This window comes from Brachybacterium sp. AOP24-D1-21 (genome assembly GCF_052378665.1).
Lineage (GTDB): Bacteria > Actinomycetota > Actinomycetes > Actinomycetales > Dermabacteraceae > Brachybacterium.
The window spans coordinates 36806-53897 of the sequence record NZ_JBQSXX010000001.1 but is presented as its reverse complement, the minus strand read 5'-3'; the positions used below and the strand labels follow the sequence as shown (position 1 = coordinate 53897).

The 17092-nt window shown below is 65.3% G+C and carries 9 protein-coding genes and 3 rRNA genes; all 12 read left to right on the top strand.

The window, feature by feature from the left end:
- Positions 1-70: 70 nt before the first annotated feature.
- The 12 genes from argC to rrf all read left to right on the top strand — a co-directional run bounded on the left by argC (position 71) and on the right by rrf (position 16929).
- Positions 71-1195 (top strand): N-acetyl-gamma-glutamyl-phosphate reductase, encoded by a 1125-nt coding sequence (gene argC / locus ACT3UF_RS00210; protein WP_441444341.1) that lies wholly within the window; start codon positions 71-73, stop codon positions 1193-1195.
- A 94-nt stretch (positions 1196-1289) separates the two neighbouring features.
- Positions 1290-2459 carry a bifunctional glutamate N-acetyltransferase/amino-acid acetyltransferase ArgJ gene (gene argJ, locus ACT3UF_RS00205; RefSeq protein WP_444592362.1) on the top strand — a complete coding sequence of 390 codons (1170 nt, stop codon included), beginning with the start codon at positions 1290-1292 and terminating at the stop codon, positions 2457-2459.
- Positions 2456-3472 (top strand): acetylglutamate kinase, encoded by a 1017-nt coding sequence (gene argB / locus ACT3UF_RS00200; RefSeq protein ID WP_444592363.1) that lies wholly within the window; start codon positions 2456-2458, stop codon positions 3470-3472. Before argJ ends, argB begins: the two co-directional genes overlap by 4 nt.
- Positions 3465-4712 carry an acetylornithine transaminase gene (locus tag ACT3UF_RS00195; RefSeq protein ID WP_444592364.1) on the top strand — a complete coding sequence of 416 codons (1248 nt, stop codon included), beginning with the start codon at positions 3465-3467 and terminating at the stop codon, positions 4710-4712. The genes argB and ACT3UF_RS00195 overlap by 8 nt, the downstream gene beginning before the upstream one ends.
- Before the next feature lies 1 nt (position 4713).
- Positions 4714-5697, top strand: a complete 984-nt coding sequence (argF, locus tag ACT3UF_RS00190) for an ornithine carbamoyltransferase (protein WP_444607942.1) — start codon at positions 4714-4716, stop codon at positions 5695-5697.
- Entirely contained in the window at positions 5694-6311 is a 618-nt protein-coding gene (locus tag ACT3UF_RS00185) for an arginine repressor (RefSeq protein ID WP_442332838.1), read from the top strand. Before argF ends, ACT3UF_RS00185 begins: the two co-directional genes overlap by 4 nt.
- Positions 6312-6440: 129 nt before the next feature.
- The gene (locus ACT3UF_RS00180; protein WP_442332839.1) at positions 6441-7679 is read left to right on the top strand and encodes an argininosuccinate synthase; all 1239 of its coding nucleotides are present in this window, start codon (positions 6441-6443) and stop codon (positions 7677-7679) included.
- A 38-nt stretch (positions 7680-7717) separates the two neighbouring features.
- Positions 7718-9190, top strand: coding sequence for an argininosuccinate lyase (argH, locus tag ACT3UF_RS00175; RefSeq protein WP_442332841.1), 1473 nt, complete (start codon positions 7718-7720; stop codon positions 9188-9190).
- A gap of 408 nt (positions 9191-9598) precedes the next feature.
- A complete protein-coding gene (gene tyrS / locus ACT3UF_RS00170) occupies positions 9599-10867 on the top strand; it encodes a tyrosine--tRNA ligase (RefSeq protein WP_444502243.1) in 1269 nt (422 codons plus the stop codon).
- A gap of 863 nt (positions 10868-11730) precedes the next feature.
- Positions 11731-13250 (top strand): 16S ribosomal RNA (locus ACT3UF_RS00165).
- A gap of 376 nt (positions 13251-13626) precedes the next feature.
- A 23S ribosomal RNA gene (locus ACT3UF_RS00160) occupies positions 13627-16692 on the top strand.
- Between the two features lie 120 nt (positions 16693-16812).
- A 5S ribosomal RNA gene (gene rrf / locus ACT3UF_RS00155) occupies positions 16813-16929 on the top strand.
- Together the 16S, 23S and 5S rRNA genes form the textbook arrangement of a ribosomal RNA operon.
- The last annotated feature ends 163 nt before the right edge of the window (positions 16930-17092 follow it).

Below are 17092 nucleotides of genomic sequence, written 5' to 3'. Positions count from 1 at the left end.
GGAGATATCGTCCCGGTCACGTCGACCTGACTGGCTGTTCATGCATTCGGCTGTATATACTTCCGGCATGATGTCCGTAACCGGTGACGCCGTCCGCTCCTCGCTCCAGGGCGATCTGTCCGTGGGGAACAGCGCGCGGCGACCCCGCGTCGCCGTCGTCGGCGCCTCCGGATACGCCGGGGGAGAGACCCTCCGACTGCTCGCCTCCCACCCGGGCGTCGAGATCGCGACCGTGGCGGCGCATTCGAGCGCGGGCAAGCACCTCAGCGAGGTCGCCCCGCACATCGACCTCGGTCACGACCCCGTGCTGGCCGAGACGAGCGTGGACACCCTGCGCGGCCATGACGTGGTCGTGCTCGCGCTGCCCCACGGCCAGTCGGGACAGATCGCCGCCGCGCTGCGCGCCGAGGACCCCGATGTGCTGGTCCTCGACCTCGGCGCCGACCACCGGCTCGAGAACTCCGAGGACTGGAGCGAGTACTACGGCAGCGAGCACTCCGGCACCTGGACCTACGGCATGCCCGAGCTGCCGCTGGCAGACGGCACGCGCCAGCGCGATCTGCTGGTCGGCGCCCGGGAGATCGCAGTGCCCGGCTGCAACGCCACCGCCGTCTCCCTCGCGCTCGCACCGCTGGTGCGCGCCGGGCTCGTGGACGCCGCGCAGCTCAGCGCTGTGCTTCCGGTCGGCTACTCCGGCGCCGGCCGCGCGGCCAAGCAGCACCTGATGTTCGCCGAAGCCTCCGGCAACGCCGCCCCGTATGCCGTCGGCGGCAGTCACCGGCACGTCCCCGAGGTGCTGCAGAACCTCCGCCGCGCCACGGGTGAGACGGGCCAGCGCCTCACCTTCACCCCGGTGCTGGTGCCCATGAGCCGCGGGATCCTCGCCGTGTGCACCGCGCCCGTCGCAGAGGGCGCCACCACCGCCGATCTGCTCGGCGCCCTGCAGGCCGACTATGCGGACGAGCACTTCGTGACCGTCCTGCCGGAGGGAGTCTTCCCCGCCACCGGCGAGGTGACCGGCGCGAACACGCTCCGCATCGGCGCCGCAGTGGATCGCCACAGCGGCCAGGCCACCGTGATCTCCGCATTGGACAACCTCGTCAAGGGCACCGCCGGAGCGGCGATCCAGTCGATGAACCTCGCGCTGGGCCTGCCTGAGGGCACCGGCCTGACCCGGACCGCGCTCGCCCCCTGAGCGCGAACTTCAGAACTCCCGTCGCACGCTCGTTGGACCGTCAGGTTCCCGCAGCGCGCCCGCCGCAGCACCCCCAGACCTCCCAGGAGCTCGCATGTCGATCACCCGTCCCCGCGGCTTCCGCGCCGTCGGCCTCGCCGCCGGTATCAAGTCCACCGGCAAGGATGACCTCGCCCTCATCGTCAACGACGGTCCCCGTGACATCGCCGCCGCGGTGTTCACCAGCAACCGGGTCCAGGCGGCGCCGGTCCTCTGGTCCCGCCAGGCCATCTCGGACGGCCGCGCGCGGGCCGTAATCCTGAACTCCGGTGGCGCAAATGCGTGCACCGGCCCGGAGGGGTTCGCCGACACCCACCGCACTGCCGAGCACCTCGCCGGCCTGCTCGACGTCGCCGCTCAGGATGTGCTCGTCTGCTCGACCGGCCTGATCGGGGAGCGACTGCCGATGGAGCCGCTGCTGGCCGGGGTCACCACCGCCGCAGGACGGCTCGAGGCCGGGGCCGAGGCTGATGCCAGCGCCGCTGCCGCGATCATGACCACCGACACCGTGCCCAAGACCGCGGAGGTCACCACGCCCTCCGGTGCGATCGTGGGCGGGATCGCCAAGGGCGCCGGGATGCTCGCACCGCAGCTGGCGACCATGCTGGTGGTGCTCACCACCGATGCCGACGTCGACGCGGAGACCGCCGACGCCGCACTGCGCGCCGCGACCGCCACCACCTTCGACCGCGTCGACTCCGACGCCTGCATGTCCACCAACGACACCGTCATCCTGCTGGCCTCCGGCGCGAGCGGGACCGCCCTCGGGCTCGAAGAGCTCACCGAAGCGGTCCGCGCCGTCAGCGCCGACCTCGCCCGGCAGCTGGTCGCCGATGCCGAGGGCGCGAGCCACGACGTCCACGTGATCGTCCGCTCCGCCACCACCGAACAGGCAGCCCTCGCGGTCGCCCGGGAGATTGCCCGCTCCAACCTGGTCAAGGCCGCGATCTTCGGCAACGACCCCAACTGGGGCCGCATCGTCTCCGCAGCCGGCTGCGTCCCCGAAGCCGTGGCCCCGTTCGACGTCGCGAACCTCTCGGTCACCGTCAACGGGGTCGAGGTGTGCCGCGCAGGCGGCGCCCACCGCGACCGCTCCGAGGTGGACATGACCCCTCGGGAGACCCTCATCGAGGTCGATCTCGGCGCCGGCGAGGCCACCGGCGACATCTGGACCAACGACCTCACCCACGACTACGTCGAAGAGAACAGCGCCTACTCCTCATGAGCACCGCACCGAACTCCCCGGAACCCGCAGCCGCCGGCGGTGGCGCGGACGGCACCGACCCGTCGGCAGACGCCCCGCTGGTCGGCAAGAACCCCCTGGCCCAGCTCGACGCCGCCCGCAGCGAAGCCCGCGAGAAGTCGGAGGTGCTGATCGAGGCGATGCCCTGGATGCAGCGCTTCCGCGGCAGGATCGTCGTGGTCAAGTACGGCGGCAACGCGATGGTCGACGAGGAGCTGCGTCGCGGATTCGCCGCGGACATCGTCTTCATGCGACTCGCCGGCATCCGGGTCGTCGTCGTCCACGGCGGCGGACCGCAGATCAACGCGATGCTGGAGCGGGTGGGCAAGGAGTCCACCTTCCGCGGCGGCCTGCGCGTGACCGACGCCGAGACCATGGACATTGCCCGAATGGTGCTGGTGGGTCAGGTGGGACGGGAGCTGGTGGGACTGATCAACCATCACGGTCCCTTCGCGATCGGCATGTCCGGCGAGGATGCCCGGCTGTTCACCGCCACCCGTCGGGGCACGGTGGTGGATGGCGAGGACGTCGACCTCGGCCACGTGGGGGCAGTGGGCGCCGTCAACATCGACGCCATCAGCGATCTGCTCGAGAGCGGCAGGATCCCGGTGATCTCCTCGATCGCCCCCGAGGTCGACGCCCACGGCAACCCCACCGGGGACGTGCTGAACATCAACGCGGACCTCGCGGCCGCCGCGCTGGCCGAGGGGCTGGACGCGGAGAAGCTGGTGATGCTCACCGATGTCGAGGGGCTCTACCGCGACTGGCCCGACCGCGCTTCGCTGATCCCCGAGATCTCGGCCTCCGAGCTGCGGGAGATGCTCCCCGGCCTCACTGCCGGGATGATCCCGAAGGCTGAGGCGCTGCTGGGAGCCGTCGACGCCGGTGTGCGCACCGCCGCGATGATCGACGGCCGGATCGAACATGCCGTGCTGCTGGAAGTGTTCACGACCAAGGGCGTGGGCACCATGGTGAGGAGGGATGACTATGTCTGAGCAGGTGAAGCCCGCGCAGGGGAAGCCCGCGCAGGAACAGCCCGGGCTGGATCTCGCCCAGCGCTACGGGGAAGCGCTGCTGCCCGTCTTCGGCACCCCGCAGCGGATCCTCGCCCGCGGTGAGGGCGTGCATGTCTGGGACACCGACGGCAACCAGTACCTCGACCTGCTGGCCGGGATCGCCGTCAACGCCCTCGGCCACGGCCACCCGGCGTTGCTCGCCGCGATCACCAAGCAGGCGGAGACCCTCGGGCACGTCTCGAACTTCTTCGCCTCCGCACCGCAGATCGAGCTCGCCGAGAAGCTGCTGACGCTCGCCTCCGCCCCCGCCGGCTCCGGCGTGTTCTTCGCCAACTCCGGCACCGAGGCGAATGAGGCGGCGTTCAAGATCGCCCGCCGCACCGGACGGCCGCGCATCCTCGCGCTGCAGAACTCCTTCCACGGCCGCACCATGGGCTCCCTCGCCCTCACCTGGAAGGAGGCCTACCGGGCCCCCTTCGAGCCGCTGCCCGGCGGCGTCGAGTTCCTCCCCGTCGGGGACGAGCAGGCTCTTGCCGAAGCCCTCGCCCCGGGAGACGTGGCCGCGGTGTTCGCCGAGCCCATCCAGGGTGAGGCCGGGGTGCGCCCGCTCGCGCCCGAGTACCTGCGCGCGCTGCGCCGCCTCACCCGCGAGCACGGCACCCTGCTGATCCTCGACGAGGTGCAGACCGGGATCGGCCGCACCGGCCACTGGTTCGCCCACCAGGCGCTCCCGGACGTCCAGCCCGACGTGATGACGCTCGCCAAGGGCCTCGGCGGCGGTTTCCCGATCGGCGCCGTGATCAGCTACGGCCCCGCCGTGCACGATCTGCTGCAGCCCGGCCAGCACGGCACCACCTTCGGGGGAAACCCGCTGGCCTCCGCCGCCGCGCTCGCCGTGCTCGGCACGATCCTCGAGGACGGGCTGCTCGAGCACGTCCGCGAGGTCGGCGCGGGATTCACCCGTGACGTGCTCGCCCTCGGCCATCCTTTGATCGAAGAGGTTCGCGGAGCCGGCCTGCTGCTCGGCATCGGCCTGCGCGCACCGATCGCCACGCAGCTCGCGACCGCTGCGCTCGAGGCGGGGTTCATCGTCAACGCCCCGGACGCGACCACGCTGCGGATCGCTCCGCCGCTGCTGATCACCCCGGCCGAGCTCGGCACCTTCACCGCCGCCCTGCCCGCCCTGCTCGAGGCCGCTGCGCCCGAAGGAGAGAACTGAGATGCCCCGCCACTTCCTGCGTGATGACGACCTGAGCCCCGCCGAGCAGAAGGAGGTCCTGGCCCTCGCGCTGGCCCTTGCCGAGGATCGGTTCGCCAAGCGCCCGCTGGACGGGCCGCGCACGGTCGCGATCATGTTCGACAAGTCCTCCACCCGCACCCGGGTGTCCTTCGCGACCGGCGTCGCGGAGCTCGGGGGCAGCCCGCTGGTGATGGAGGCCGGCAGCAGCCAGCTCGGCCGCGGCGAGTCCATCGCCGACACCACCCGGGTGCTGACCCGGATGGTCTCCGCGATCATCTGGCGCACCTTCGGCCAGGAGCGCATCGAAGAGATGGCCGCACACTCGACCGTGCCGGTCATCAACGCCCTCACCGACGAGTTCCATCCCTGCCAGATCCTCGCGGACCTGCAGACCATCGCCCAGCACACCGGGGGACTGGCTGAGGGGGACGCGGCGCTGGCGGGTCGGTCCCTGGCCTACCTCGGCGACGGGGCGAACAACATGGCCCACTCGTACCTGCTCGGTGGCGTCACGGCCGGTATGGACGTGCGGATCGCCTCCCCGGCCACCCACCGCCCGGACTCGGAGATCGTGGCCCGTGCCGAGGAGATCGCTGGCGCCACCGGCGGGAGCGTCACCCTCACCGATGATCCACGGGTCGCGGCCGCGGAGGCCACCGCCGTCATCACCGACACCTGGGTGTCGATGGGCCAGGAGGGTGAGGACGGTCGGGGTGAGGAGACCTTCGCGCCCTTCCAGGTCACCGAGTCGCTGATGGAGCTCTCGGGCGGGCTGTTCCTGCACTGCCTGCCGGCCTACCGCGGCAAGGAGGTCACCGCCGCGGTGATCGACGGGCCCTCCTCCGTGGTGTGGGACGAGGCCGAGAACCGCCTGCACGCCCAGAAGGCGCTGCTGACCTGGCTGCTCGAGCACCCTGACCAGAACACCGCCGCGCACGCCCTCCCGCGGGGAGCGCGCCGATGAGCGATTCCCGCCGCGCGCTCGCCCAGACCAAGACCTCCCGTCAGCAGCGCATCGTCCAGCTGCTCACTCACCAGGAGGTGTCCTCCCAGTCCCAGCTCGCCCAGCTGCTGACCGCTGAGGGCATCGAGGTCACCCAGGCGACCCTCTCGCGGGACCTGGTGGAGCTGCAGGCGGAGAAGATCCGCGGCTCAGCGGGCAGCCTCGTCTACCGGCTGCCTCCGGAGGGCGGATCCGCCCGCCCGGCGGCAGCCCCGGAGAACGAGCTGCTGGAGGCGAGGCTGCCGCGGCTCGCGGAAGGCCTGCTGGTCTCGGCGGAGGCCAGCGGCAACCTGGTGGTGGTGCGCACCCCGCCCGGGGGTGCGCAGTATCTCGCTTCGGCGATGGATCGCTCGGTGATGCCGGATGTCCTCGGTACGATCGCAGGCGATGACACCGTGCTGCTGGTCTCTCGGGACCCTGCCGGCGGTGACCGGCTCGCCGAACGACTGCTCGATCTCGCGGATGGCCGACGGGAGACCGTCGACCCCGCGACGTCGCCCCGGCGTCAGTCCGCACCGACGGATCATGCCGGTCGCACCGGCTCGTCGACCCCGGACACGCCACGCAGCGCCTGACTGCTTCGACCCCAAGACCCCAAGACCCCAAGATCCTGAGACGCCAAAGTCTCTTGACCCCATGACCTCGGGCACCGGCCCCTCGGGACCCGCCCGATCACTCTGTGACTCACGACTAGGAGCATTCCTGTGACCGAAAAGATCGTCCTCGCCTACTCCGGCGGCCTCGACACCTCCGTGGCCATCGGCTGGATCCATGACGCCACCGGCGCCGATGTCATCGCCTGTGCGGTGGATGTCGGCCAGGGCGGAGAGGACCTCGAGGTGATCCGCCAGCGCGCCCTGGACTGCGGCGCCGTCGAGGCTTATGTGGCCGATGCCCGCGACGAGTTCGCCAACGAGTACTGCATGCCCGCGCTCCAGGCGAACGCGCTGTACATGGACGCCTACCCGAACGTCTCCGCGATCTCGCGCCCGGTGATCACCAAGCACCTCGTGAAGGCGGCCAAGAAGTACGGCGCCTCCACGGTCGCCCACGGCTGCACCGGCAAGGGCAACGACCAGGTCCGTTTCGAGGTCTCGATCACCTCGCTGGCCCCCGAGCTCAAGTGCATCGCTCCGGTGCGTGACCTCGCGCTGACCCGTGACAAGGCGATCCAGTACGCCGAGCGCAAGGGTCTGCCGATCGAGACCACCAAGCACAACCCCTTCTCGATCGACCAGAACGTGTGGGGCCGCGCCATCGAGACCGGCTTCCTCGAGGACATCTGGAACGAGCCCACCAAGGACGTCTTCAGCTACACCGACGACCCGGCCTTCCCGCCGGTCGCCGACGAAATCGTCATCTCCTTCGAGCGCGGCATCCCGGTCGCCATCGACGGTCGCAAGGTCTCCCCGCTCGAGGCGATCCAGGAGCTCAACCGCCGCGCCGGCGCACAGGGCATCGGCCGCATCGATATCGTCGAGGACCGCCTGGTGGGCATCAAGTCCCGCGAGGTCTACGAGGCCCCCGGCGCGATGACGCTGATCACCGCTCACCAGGAGCTCGAGCGCGTGACCCTCGAGCGCGAGCAGGCCCGCTTCAAGCGCACCGTGAGCGACCGCTGGACCGACCTGGTCTACGACGGCCAGTGGTTCTCCCCGCTGAAGAAGTCCCTGGACGCCTTCATCTCGGACACCCAGCGCTACGTCAGCGGTGATATCCGCATGACCCTGCACGGCGGCCGCGCCACCGTGACCGGGCGCCGCACCGAGACCGGTCTGTACGACTTCAACCTCGCCACCTACGACGAGGGCGACACCTTCGACCAGGCCAGCGCCCGCGGCTTCATCGACATCTACGGCCTGGCCGCCAAGCAGGCCGCGGCCCGCGACGTCGCCTTCGGCAACGGCGAGGACCTCGACGCCGCACCCGAGGGGCAGGCATGAGCCAGAACGGCTCCCTGCCAGGCCAGGACGGCACCCAGATGGATGCCTCTGCCGGGCAGGCCGCCGCGGATCCGTCAGCTGCAGCGGACCCGTCGGCCGCGAAGGAGAACGCCTCCCTGTGGGGCGGGCGCTTCGGCTCCGGCCCTGCGGCGGCGCTGGCCGCCCTGTCGGTGTCCACCCACTTCGACTGGCGGCTGGCGCAGTACGACCTGCGCGGCTCGAAGGCGCACGCCAACGTGCTCCACACAGCCGGCCTGCTGAGCGATGACGAGCTCACCGGCATGCAGGCCGCGCTGGACACCCTCGCGGCCGACGTCGCCTCCGGCGAGTTCGCCGCCGCGCCCGAGGACGAGGACGTGCACACCGCCCTCGAGCGCGGCCTCATCGAGCGGGCCGGTGCGGATCTCGGCGGCAAGCTGCGCGCCGGGCGCTCCCGCAACGACCAGATCGCCACCCTGATCCGGCTGTTCATCCGCGATCAGGCTCGCGCCATCGGTGACCAGGTCCTCGACCTCGTCGATGTGCTGGTGGCCCGGGCTCGTGAGGTGCACGGCGCTCCGATGCCGGGCCGCACCCACCTCCAGCATGCCCAGCCGCTGCTGCTCAGCCATCACCTGCTGGCCCACGCCTGGCCGCTGCTGCGGGACGTGGAGCGGTTGCGGGATCTCGACGCTCGCACGGACATCTCCCCGTACGGCTCGGGGGCTCTGGCCGGTTCGAGCCTGGGCCTGGATCCGCAGGCGGTCGCCGCGGAGCTGGGCTTCTCGGACTCGGTGTGGAACTCGATCGACGGGACCGCCTCGCGCGACCTCACCGCCGAGTTCTCCTTCGTGCTCGCGATGATCGGGATCGACCTCTCGCGGCTCGCCGAGGAGGTCATCCTGTGGAACACCAAGGAGTTCTCGTTCATCACCCTGGACGACGCCTACTCCACCGGCTCCTCGATCATGCCGCAGAAGAAGAACCCGGACATCGCCGAGCTCGCACGCGGGAAGGCGGGCCGCCTGATCGGCGACCTGGTGGGACTGCTGGGTACGCTCAAGGCGCTTCCGCTCGCGTACAACCGCGACCTGCAGGAGGACAAGGAGCCGGTCTTCGATCAGGTCGATTCGCTGGACCTGGTGCTGCCGGCGTTCACGGGCATGATGGCGACCCTGGTCTTCCATACCGAGCGGATGGCCGAGCTCGCGCCGCAGGGCTTCTCGCTCGCGACCGACATCGCGGACCACCTGGTGCGTCGCGGGGTTCCCTTCCGCATCGCCCACGAGATCTCGGGGGCTTGCGTGAAGGCCGCCGAGTCTCAGGGCAAGGAGCTGTGGGACCTCACCGACGAGGAGATGGCCTCCATCTCTGAGCACCTGGACGGCTCGGTCCGTTCAGTGCTGACCGTCGAGGGCTCCATCGCATCCCGTGACGCGAAGGGCGGGACCGCGCCGGTGCGGGTCGCGGAGCAGGAGGAGGCCGCCGCCGAGGAGATCTCCGCGTTGCGCGCCTTCACCCGGGACCGCTGAGCGGCGGCCACGCCCGTCACACGGTGCCGTCGACTGCCCGGCTCGTCCGGTCACCGGATTCTCCCGGCCACCTGTTCACCGGGCCACCGGTTCACTGGGCCGCCGGGTTCACTGGGCCGCCGGGTCCTCCCGGCCACCGGATATCTGTCTCCTCTGAGGATTGAACAGCTATACGGCTTTCAACCCTCACCAGGGACAGGAATCTGGTGGCCGGAGGCGGATGCGACGCCGTGGGCCCGGGATCTGTGACAATGGCGCTCGGGCACGCACAGCGTGGGCTCCACGCACACCGAGGGCTCACCGGGCAGCTCGCTCGAACTCCGGTCCGTGCGCGCCCCGACCAGTCAGACCCCGGCCTCTCCCGGCCGGACCATCGGCACCCTGTGCCCCTCCGAGAGGAACCGATCGATGCATTCCGTCCTGGACGAGCTCGCCTGGCGAGGACTCGTCGTACAGACCACCGGGCGCGAGGCGCTCGGCAGCGCTCTGGCGGACGGGCCGGTCAGCCTGTATTGCGGCTTCGACCCGACGGCGTCGTCCCTTCACGTCGGTCATCTGACCCAGGTGCTCACGATGCGCCGGCTCCAGCTCGCCGGTCACCACCCCTACGCGTTGGTGGGTGGGGCGACCGGCCTGATCGGTGATCCGCGCATGTCCGGGGAGCGGGTGCTCAACGATGCCGAGATCGTCGCGACGTGGGTCGACAGCCTGCGAGGGCAGATCTCCCGCTTCCTCGACCTCGAGGGCGAGTTCGCGGTGACCATGGTGAACAACCTCGACTGGATCGGGCAGATGAGCGCCCTGGACTTCCTGCGGGACATGGGCAAGCACTTCCGCATGGGCACCATGCTCGCCAAGGACACGGTGGCCCGCCGCCTGCAGAGCGACGAGGGGATCAGCTACACCGAATTCAGCTACCAGGTGCTCCAGGGCATTGATTACCTCGAGCTGCATCGCCGCCATGGGGTCTCATTGCAGTTCGGAGGCAACGACCAGTGGGGGAACCTGCTCACCGGTGTCGATCTGATCCACAAGGTCGAGGGCCACGATGCGCACGCCCTGACCACACCGCTGGTCACCAAGGCGGATGGCACCAAGTTCGGGAAGAGCGAGGGGGGCGCAGTCTGGCTCGACGCAGACCTCACCAGCCCCTACGCCTTCCACCAGTTCTGGCTCAATGCGGCCGACGGCGACGTCGTGAACTACCTGAAGTACTTCACCTTCCGGTCGCAGGAGGAGATCGCCGAGCTCGAGCACGCGACCGCCGATGCCTCCCACCAGCGCGCAGCCCAGAAGCTGCTCGCGGACGATCTCACCACGATGGTCCACGGTGAGCAGGCCACCGCGCAGGCCAAGGCTGCGGCGACGGTCCTGTTCGGGCGCGGTGATGTGCGAGAGCTCGATGAGCAGACGATCGTGACGATCGCCCGCGAGCTGCCAGGCGCGGAGGTCTCCACGACCATGGCGCTGGTCGATGCGTTCGTGGAGTCCGGCATCGCGGCGTCGAAGGGTGCCGCACGGCGCGACGCTGAGGGCGGAGGCCTCTCGGTGAACGGAGAGAAGGTGACTGCTGAGGATCTCGCCCGAGAGGTGGGGGACCTCGAGGCGCTGCCGGGCAGGCACCTGCTCCTGCGCCGCGGACGCAAGAACGCCGCGATGGTCCGCCTCGCCGGCTGACCTACGTCCACACCGGAATTACGACGAGCCCCGTGCCCTGCAGCCGCAGAGCACGGGGCTCGTCGTGAATCCGGGGCCGGACGTCGTGGAGTGGGGAGACCCGGGGCGCAGGGGAGAGCCAGGGGGCGGGGAGCGTCAGGACGGAGCACGGCGTCCGGCCGGCAGCAGCGTCACCAGCTCCGTGGCCATGCCCGCCAGCGCCCGCCAAGTACGGCCTGCCACCGAAACTGTCAAGCCGACGATAAGTTCCGGTGACGCCCCTCTCAGACGCGGGTCACATCGCGATGAACGAGCGCTTTCCCTGAACAGAAAAACCCCGGTTGACCTGCACGGACGCGCTCAGAAGTGGGTGAATGGGAGGTGAATCCTCCGGTTTGACGACCCTCGCCCGGACCCGTAATGTTCTTTCTTGTCAGCAGGAACAACGCAGACACGAAGGGCCGGGAGCATCCCATAGGGAAGCGAACGGAACGGAGTGGAGCGGGACAGCTGCAGGACTGCCGGACCGAGAGATCGGGATGGTGAACGTGGGCAGGTCAGAGGGAAGATCGCGAGTCGATCCGAACGAGACCGGGAGCACACGGAGCGGAGTTGGACTGGGCCGCGAAGAACTGCTAGAGTAGTGATTCGCGCCGGAACGACGACGTAGAACGTCAGTCGGTAGGAAGTTTCCGCCGGCGCCACCGAGCCTCTGACTCGAACCGCTCTGCGGGGAGAGAATGATGTGCGCGTGTTGCTTGATATCTCAATAGCGTGTCTGTTTGTTGATGCCATTATTTTGAATGGCAATTATAATACGGATGATACAGCAGTTATATGCTGGTTGTTTGTTTATGTTGTCAGGATACTGTTTTTCATGTTTTTTCATGGAGAGTTTGATCCTGGCTCAGGACGAACGCTGGCGGCGTGCTTAACACATGCAAGTCGAACGATGACGGTGGTGCTTGCACTGCCTGATTAGTGGCGAACGGGTGAGTAACACGTGAGTAACCTGCCCCTCACTTCGGGATAACCTCGGGAAATCGTGGCTAATACCGGATATGAACTTCTACCGCATGGTGGTTGTTGGAAAGATTTATCGGTGAGGGATGGACTCGCGGCCTATCAGTTTGTTGGTGAGGTAATGGCTCACCAAGACGATGACGGGTAGCCGGCCTGAGAGGGCGACCGGCCACACTGGGACTGAGACACGGCCCAGACTCCTACGGGAGGCAGCAGTGGGGAATATTGCACAATGGGCGAAAGCCTGATGCAGCGACGCCGCGTGAGGGATGACGGCCTTCGGGTTGTAAACCTCTTTCAGTAGGGAAGAAGCGAAAGTGACGGTACCTGCAGAAGAAGCGCCGGCTAACTACGTGCCAGCAGCCGCGGTAATACGTAGGGCGCAAGCGTTGTCCGGAATTATTGGGCGTAAAGAGCTCGTAGGTGGCTTGTCGCGTCTGCCGTGAAAACCCGAGGCTCAACCTCGGGCGTGCGGTGGGTACGGGCAGGCTAGAGTGTGGTAGGGGAGACTGGAACTCCTGGTGTAGCGGTGAAATGCGCAGATATCAGGAAGAACACCGATGGCGAAGGCAGGTCTCTGGGCCATTACTGACACTGAGGAGCGAAAGCATGGGTAGCGAACAGGATTAGATACCCTGGTAGTCCATGCCGTAAACGTTGGGCACTAGATGTGGGGGACATTCCACGTTTTCCGCGTCGTAGCTAACGCATTAAGTGCCCCGCCTGGGGAGTACGGCCGCAAGGCTAAAACTCAAAGGAATTGACGGGGGCCCGCACAAGCGGCGGAGCATGCTGATTAATTCGATGCAACGCGAAGAACCTTACCAAGGCTTGACATGCACCGGGCGACTGCAGAGATGTGGTTTTCTTCGGACTGGTGCACAGGTGGTGCATGGTTGTCGTCAGCTCGTGTCGTGAGATGTTGGGTTAAGTCCCGCAACGAGCGCAACCCTCGTTCTATGTTGCCAGCACGTCATGGTGGGGACTCATAGGAGACTGCCGGGGTCAACTCGGAGGAAGGTGGGGACGACGTCAAATCATCATGCCCCTTATGTCTTGGGCTTCAAGCATGCTACAATGGTCGGTACAATGGGTTGCGAAACTGTGAGGTGGAGCGAATCCCAAAAAGCCGGCCTCAGTTCGGATTGGGGTCTGCAACTCGACCCCATGAAGTCGGAGTCGCTAGTAATCGCAGATCAGCAACGCTGCGGTGAATACGTTCCCGGGCCTTGTACACACCGCCCGTCAAGTCACGAAAGTCGGTAACACCCGAAGCCAGTGGCCCATCCTCGTGAGGGAGCTGTCGAAGGTGGGATCGGTGATTGGGACTAAGTCGTAACAAGGTAGCCGTACCGGAAGGTGCGGCTGGATCACCTCCTTTCTAAGGAGCATCACCAATTATGGTGGCCATTTTCCTGCCCGAGTGTGGTGGGGGTGGTTGCTCAAGGGTGGAACATCAACGAATAGGCGCTTCATCAGCTGGCATGGCTTGTGAGTACCGCTCCTTTTGGGGGTGTGGAAAGCGGGTGTGCTGGGTGGTTTGAGGTGGAGACACGCTATTGGGTTGTGAGGCTGCACGCAGCCCCAACGGGACCGTCCTTCGGGAGGGTCTTTTTTGGGGTGTGTGGCTGGTCCTCCCTGATCTTGCCTGGCGCGAATGCGTGGGTGGGGTTGGTGTGGGGTTGTTTCTTGAGAACTGCATAGTGGACGCGAGCATCTTGTAAGCAATTTTAAAGATTTTGTGTCTTTGTGTGTTGCCGTAAGTTTTAAAGGGCACACGGTGGATGCCTTGGCAAGAGGAGCCGACGAAGGACGTGGGAGTCTGCGTTAAGCCTCGGGGAGTTGACAACCGAACTGTGATCCGAGGATGTCCGAATGGGGAAACCCACCACGAGTCATGTCGTGGTACCCACCGCTGAATGTATAGGCGGTGTGGAGGGAACGCGGGGAAGTGAAACATCTCAGTACCCGCAGGAAGAGAAAACAAAAGTGATTCCGTGAGTAGTGGCGAGCGAATTCGGATGAGGCTAAACCTGGTCTGTGTGATACCCGGCAGGGGTTGCAGGTTGGGGGTTGTGGGACGTATCAGGGCTGTCTGCCGGCAGCTCGGCGTGGACGTATAGCGATAGTCGAAGTCGTGTTGAGTGCGACGGCGTAGAGGGTGTGACCCCCGTAGACGAAATCGATGTACGGCGCGATGCTGTTCCCAAGTAACACCGGACCCGTGAAATCTGGTGTGAATCTGCCAGGACCACCTGGTAAGCCTAAATACTACCTCTTGACCGATAGCGGACAAGTACCGTGAGGGAAAGGTGAAAAGCACCCCGGGAGGGGAGTGAAATAGTACCTGAAACCGTGTGCTTACAATCCGTCGGAGCCTTTAGGGGTGACGGCGTGCCTTTTGAAGAATGAGCCTGCGAGTTAGTGGTCGGTGGCGAGGTTAACCCGTGTGGGGTAGCCGTAGCGAAAGCGAGTCTGAACGGGGCGTTCAGTCGCCGGCTCTAGACCCGAAGCGAAGTGATCTATCCATGGGCAGTGTGAAGCGCGGGTAAGACCGCGTGGAGGCGCGAACCCACTTCAGTTGAAAATGGAGGGGATGACCTGTGGATAGGGGTGAAAGGCCAATCAAACTTCGTGATAGCTGGTTCTCCCCGAAATGCATTTAGGTGCAGCGTTGCGTGTTCCGTACCGGAGGTAGAGCACTGGATAGGCGATGGGCCCCACCGGGTTACTGACCTTAGCCAAACTCCGAATGCCGGTACGCTAGAGCGCAGCAGTGAGACTGTGGGGGATAAGCTTCATAGTCGAGAGGGAAACAGCCCAGAACATCAGCTAAGGCCCCTAAGCGTGTGCTAAGTGGAAAAGGATGTGGAGTTGCTGAGACAACCAGGAGGTTGGCTTAGAAGCAGCCACCCTTGAAAGAGTGCGTAATAGCTCACTGGTCAAGTGATTCTGCGCCGACAATTTAGCGGGGCTCAAGCACACCGCCGAAGCTGTGTCATTCAGTCCTTGTGGCTGGATGGGTAGGGGAGCGTCGTGCAGCCAGCGAAGCCGCGGGGGAACCCAGTGGTGGAGGCTGTACGAGTGAGAATGCAGGCATGAGTAGCGAAAGACGGGTGAGAAACCCGTCCGCCGATTGATCAAGGGTTCCAGGGCCAGGTTTATCCGCCCTGGGTTAGTCGGGACCTAAGGCGAGGCCGACAGGCGTAGTCGATGGACATCGGGTTGATATTCCCGAACCGATCGTAGGAGGACCCATACCGAGGCAGTCGATGCTAACCACCCGAGTTTTCCCCATGCCCTTCGGGGTGTGGAGGTTGACGAGGCTGGGAACCAAGGTTGTAGTAGGTCAGCGCGAGGAATGACGCAGAGAGGTAGCTTCCGCGGACTTAATGGAATAGTCCGTCTAAGCGTGCAGCCCGACCCCGGGTAATGCTGGGGTCATCAAGGGTCAGACGTGATGGGGATCCCGTATGGGCGTAGGTGAGTGATCCTGTACTGCCAAGAAAAGTTCCGGCGTGACGAATACGGTCGCCCGTACCCTAAACCGACTCAGGTGATCAGGTAGAGAATACCGAGGCGTTCGAGAGAATCGTGGTTAAGGAACTCGGCAAAATGCCCCCGTAACTTCGGGAGAAGGGGGGCCCGAACCGTGAGAGCGGTGAGGGCCGCAGAGACCAGGGAGAAGCGACTGTTTACTAAAAACACAGGTCCGTGCGAAGTCGTAAGACGCTGTATACGGACTGACGCCTGCCCGGTGCTGGAAGGTTAAGAGGACCGGTTAGACACTTCGGTGTCGAAGCTGAGAATTTAAGCCCCAGTAAACGGCGGTGGTAACTATAACCATCCTAAGGTAGCGAAATTCCTTGTCGGGTAAGTTCCGACCTGCACGAATGGCGTAACGACTTCTCCACTGTCTCAACCGCGAACTCGGCGAAATTGCATTACGAGTAAAGATGCTCGTTACGCGCAGCAGGACGGAAAGACCCCGGGACCTTTACTATAGTTTGATATTGGTGTTCGGAACGGCTTGTGTAGGATAGGTGGGAGACTTGGAAGCATTCACGCCAGTGAGTGTGGAGTCATTGTTGAAATACCACTCTGGTCGTTTTGGATTCCTAACCTCGGTCCGTGATCCGGATCAGGGACAGTGTCTGATGGGTAGTTTAACTGGGGCGGTTGCCTCCTAAAGAGTAACGGAGGCGCTCAAAGGTTCCCTCAGCCTGGTTGGCAATCAGGTGTTGAGTGTAAGTGCACAAGGGAGCTTGACTGCGAGACAGACATGTCGGGCAGGTGCGAAAGCAGGAACTAGTGATCCGGCACCTCATTGTGGAATGGGTGTCGCTCAACGGATAAAAGGTACCCCGGGGATAACAGGCTGATCTTGCCCAAGAGCTCATATCGACGGCATGGTTTGGCACCTCGATGTCGGCTCGTCGCATCCTGGGGCTGGAGTTGGTCCCAAGGGTTGGGCTGTTCGCCCATTAAAGCGGTACGCGAGCTGGGTTTAGAACGTCGTGAGACAGTTCGGTCCCTATCCGCTGCGCGCGTTGGATATTTGAGAAGTCCTGTCCCTAGTACGAGAGGACCGGGATGGACTGACCTCTGGTGTGCCAGTTGTTCTGCCAAGGGCATGGCTGGTTGGCTACGTCGGGAAGGGATAACCGCTGAAAGCATCTAAGCGGGAAGCCTGCTTCGAGATGAGATATCCATACACCTTCGGGTGTGAGAGGCCCCCAGTAGATGACTGGGTTGATAGGCCAGATGTGGAAGCACAGCAATGTGTGGAGCTGACTGGTACTAATGGCTGATGACTTACTACAACATTTTTATTGTTTATGCGTGTTTGCGTCCACTGTGCGGTTCTCGAGGAACAACTCCTCAGAACGTCGGCCCTCTTTTTGAGGGGTTGGTGTTCTGGTGGTCTGGTTGTCTCATTGTGTTACGGCGGTCATAGCGTCGAGGAAACGCCCGGTTCCATTCCGAACCCGGAAGCTAAGCTCGATTGCGCCGATGGTACTGCACTCGGGAGGGTGTGGGAGAGTAGGTCGCCGCCGGACATCTTTGTGGGAGTGGGAGTGAGCTTGAGACCCTTAAAGGGTTTCGCTCCTCCCACTCCTTTTTTCATGCCGAAAACAGGGTTCCGGTTTTCATGCGCGAAGTCAGGGTTCTTGCCGAGGGGCGTGCAGGGCTGGTGACCAGCGATGTCGTCGCCAGCGCTGA

What these genes read in the sequence shown, in the direction of transcription:
- argH (WP_442332841.1), top strand. Translation starts at nt 7,718, where the DNA reads ATGGATGCCTCTGCCGGGCAGGCCGCCGCGGATCCGTCAGCTGCAGCG.
- argF (WP_444607942.1), top strand. Translation starts at nt 4,714, where the DNA reads ATGCCCCGCCACTTCCTGCGTGATGACGACCTGAGCCCCGCCGAGCAG.
- argJ (WP_444592362.1), top strand. Translation starts at nt 1,290, where the DNA reads ATGTCGATCACCCGTCCCCGCGGCTTCCGCGCCGTCGGCCTCGCCGCC.
- argB (WP_444592363.1), top strand. Translation starts at nt 2,456, where the DNA reads ATGAGCACCGCACCGAACTCCCCGGAACCCGCAGCCGCCGGCGGTGGC.
- ACT3UF_RS00195 (WP_444592364.1), top strand. Translation starts at nt 3,465, where the DNA reads ATGTCTGAGCAGGTGAAGCCCGCGCAGGGGAAGCCCGCGCAGGAACAG.
- ACT3UF_RS00185 (WP_442332838.1), top strand. Translation starts at nt 5,694, where the DNA reads ATGAGCGATTCCCGCCGCGCGCTCGCCCAGACCAAGACCTCCCGTCAG.
- tyrS (WP_444502243.1), top strand. Translation starts at nt 9,599, where the DNA reads ATGCATTCCGTCCTGGACGAGCTCGCCTGGCGAGGACTCGTCGTACAG.
- argC (WP_441444341.1), top strand. Translation starts at nt 71, where the DNA reads ATGTCCGTAACCGGTGACGCCGTCCGCTCCTCGCTCCAGGGCGATCTG.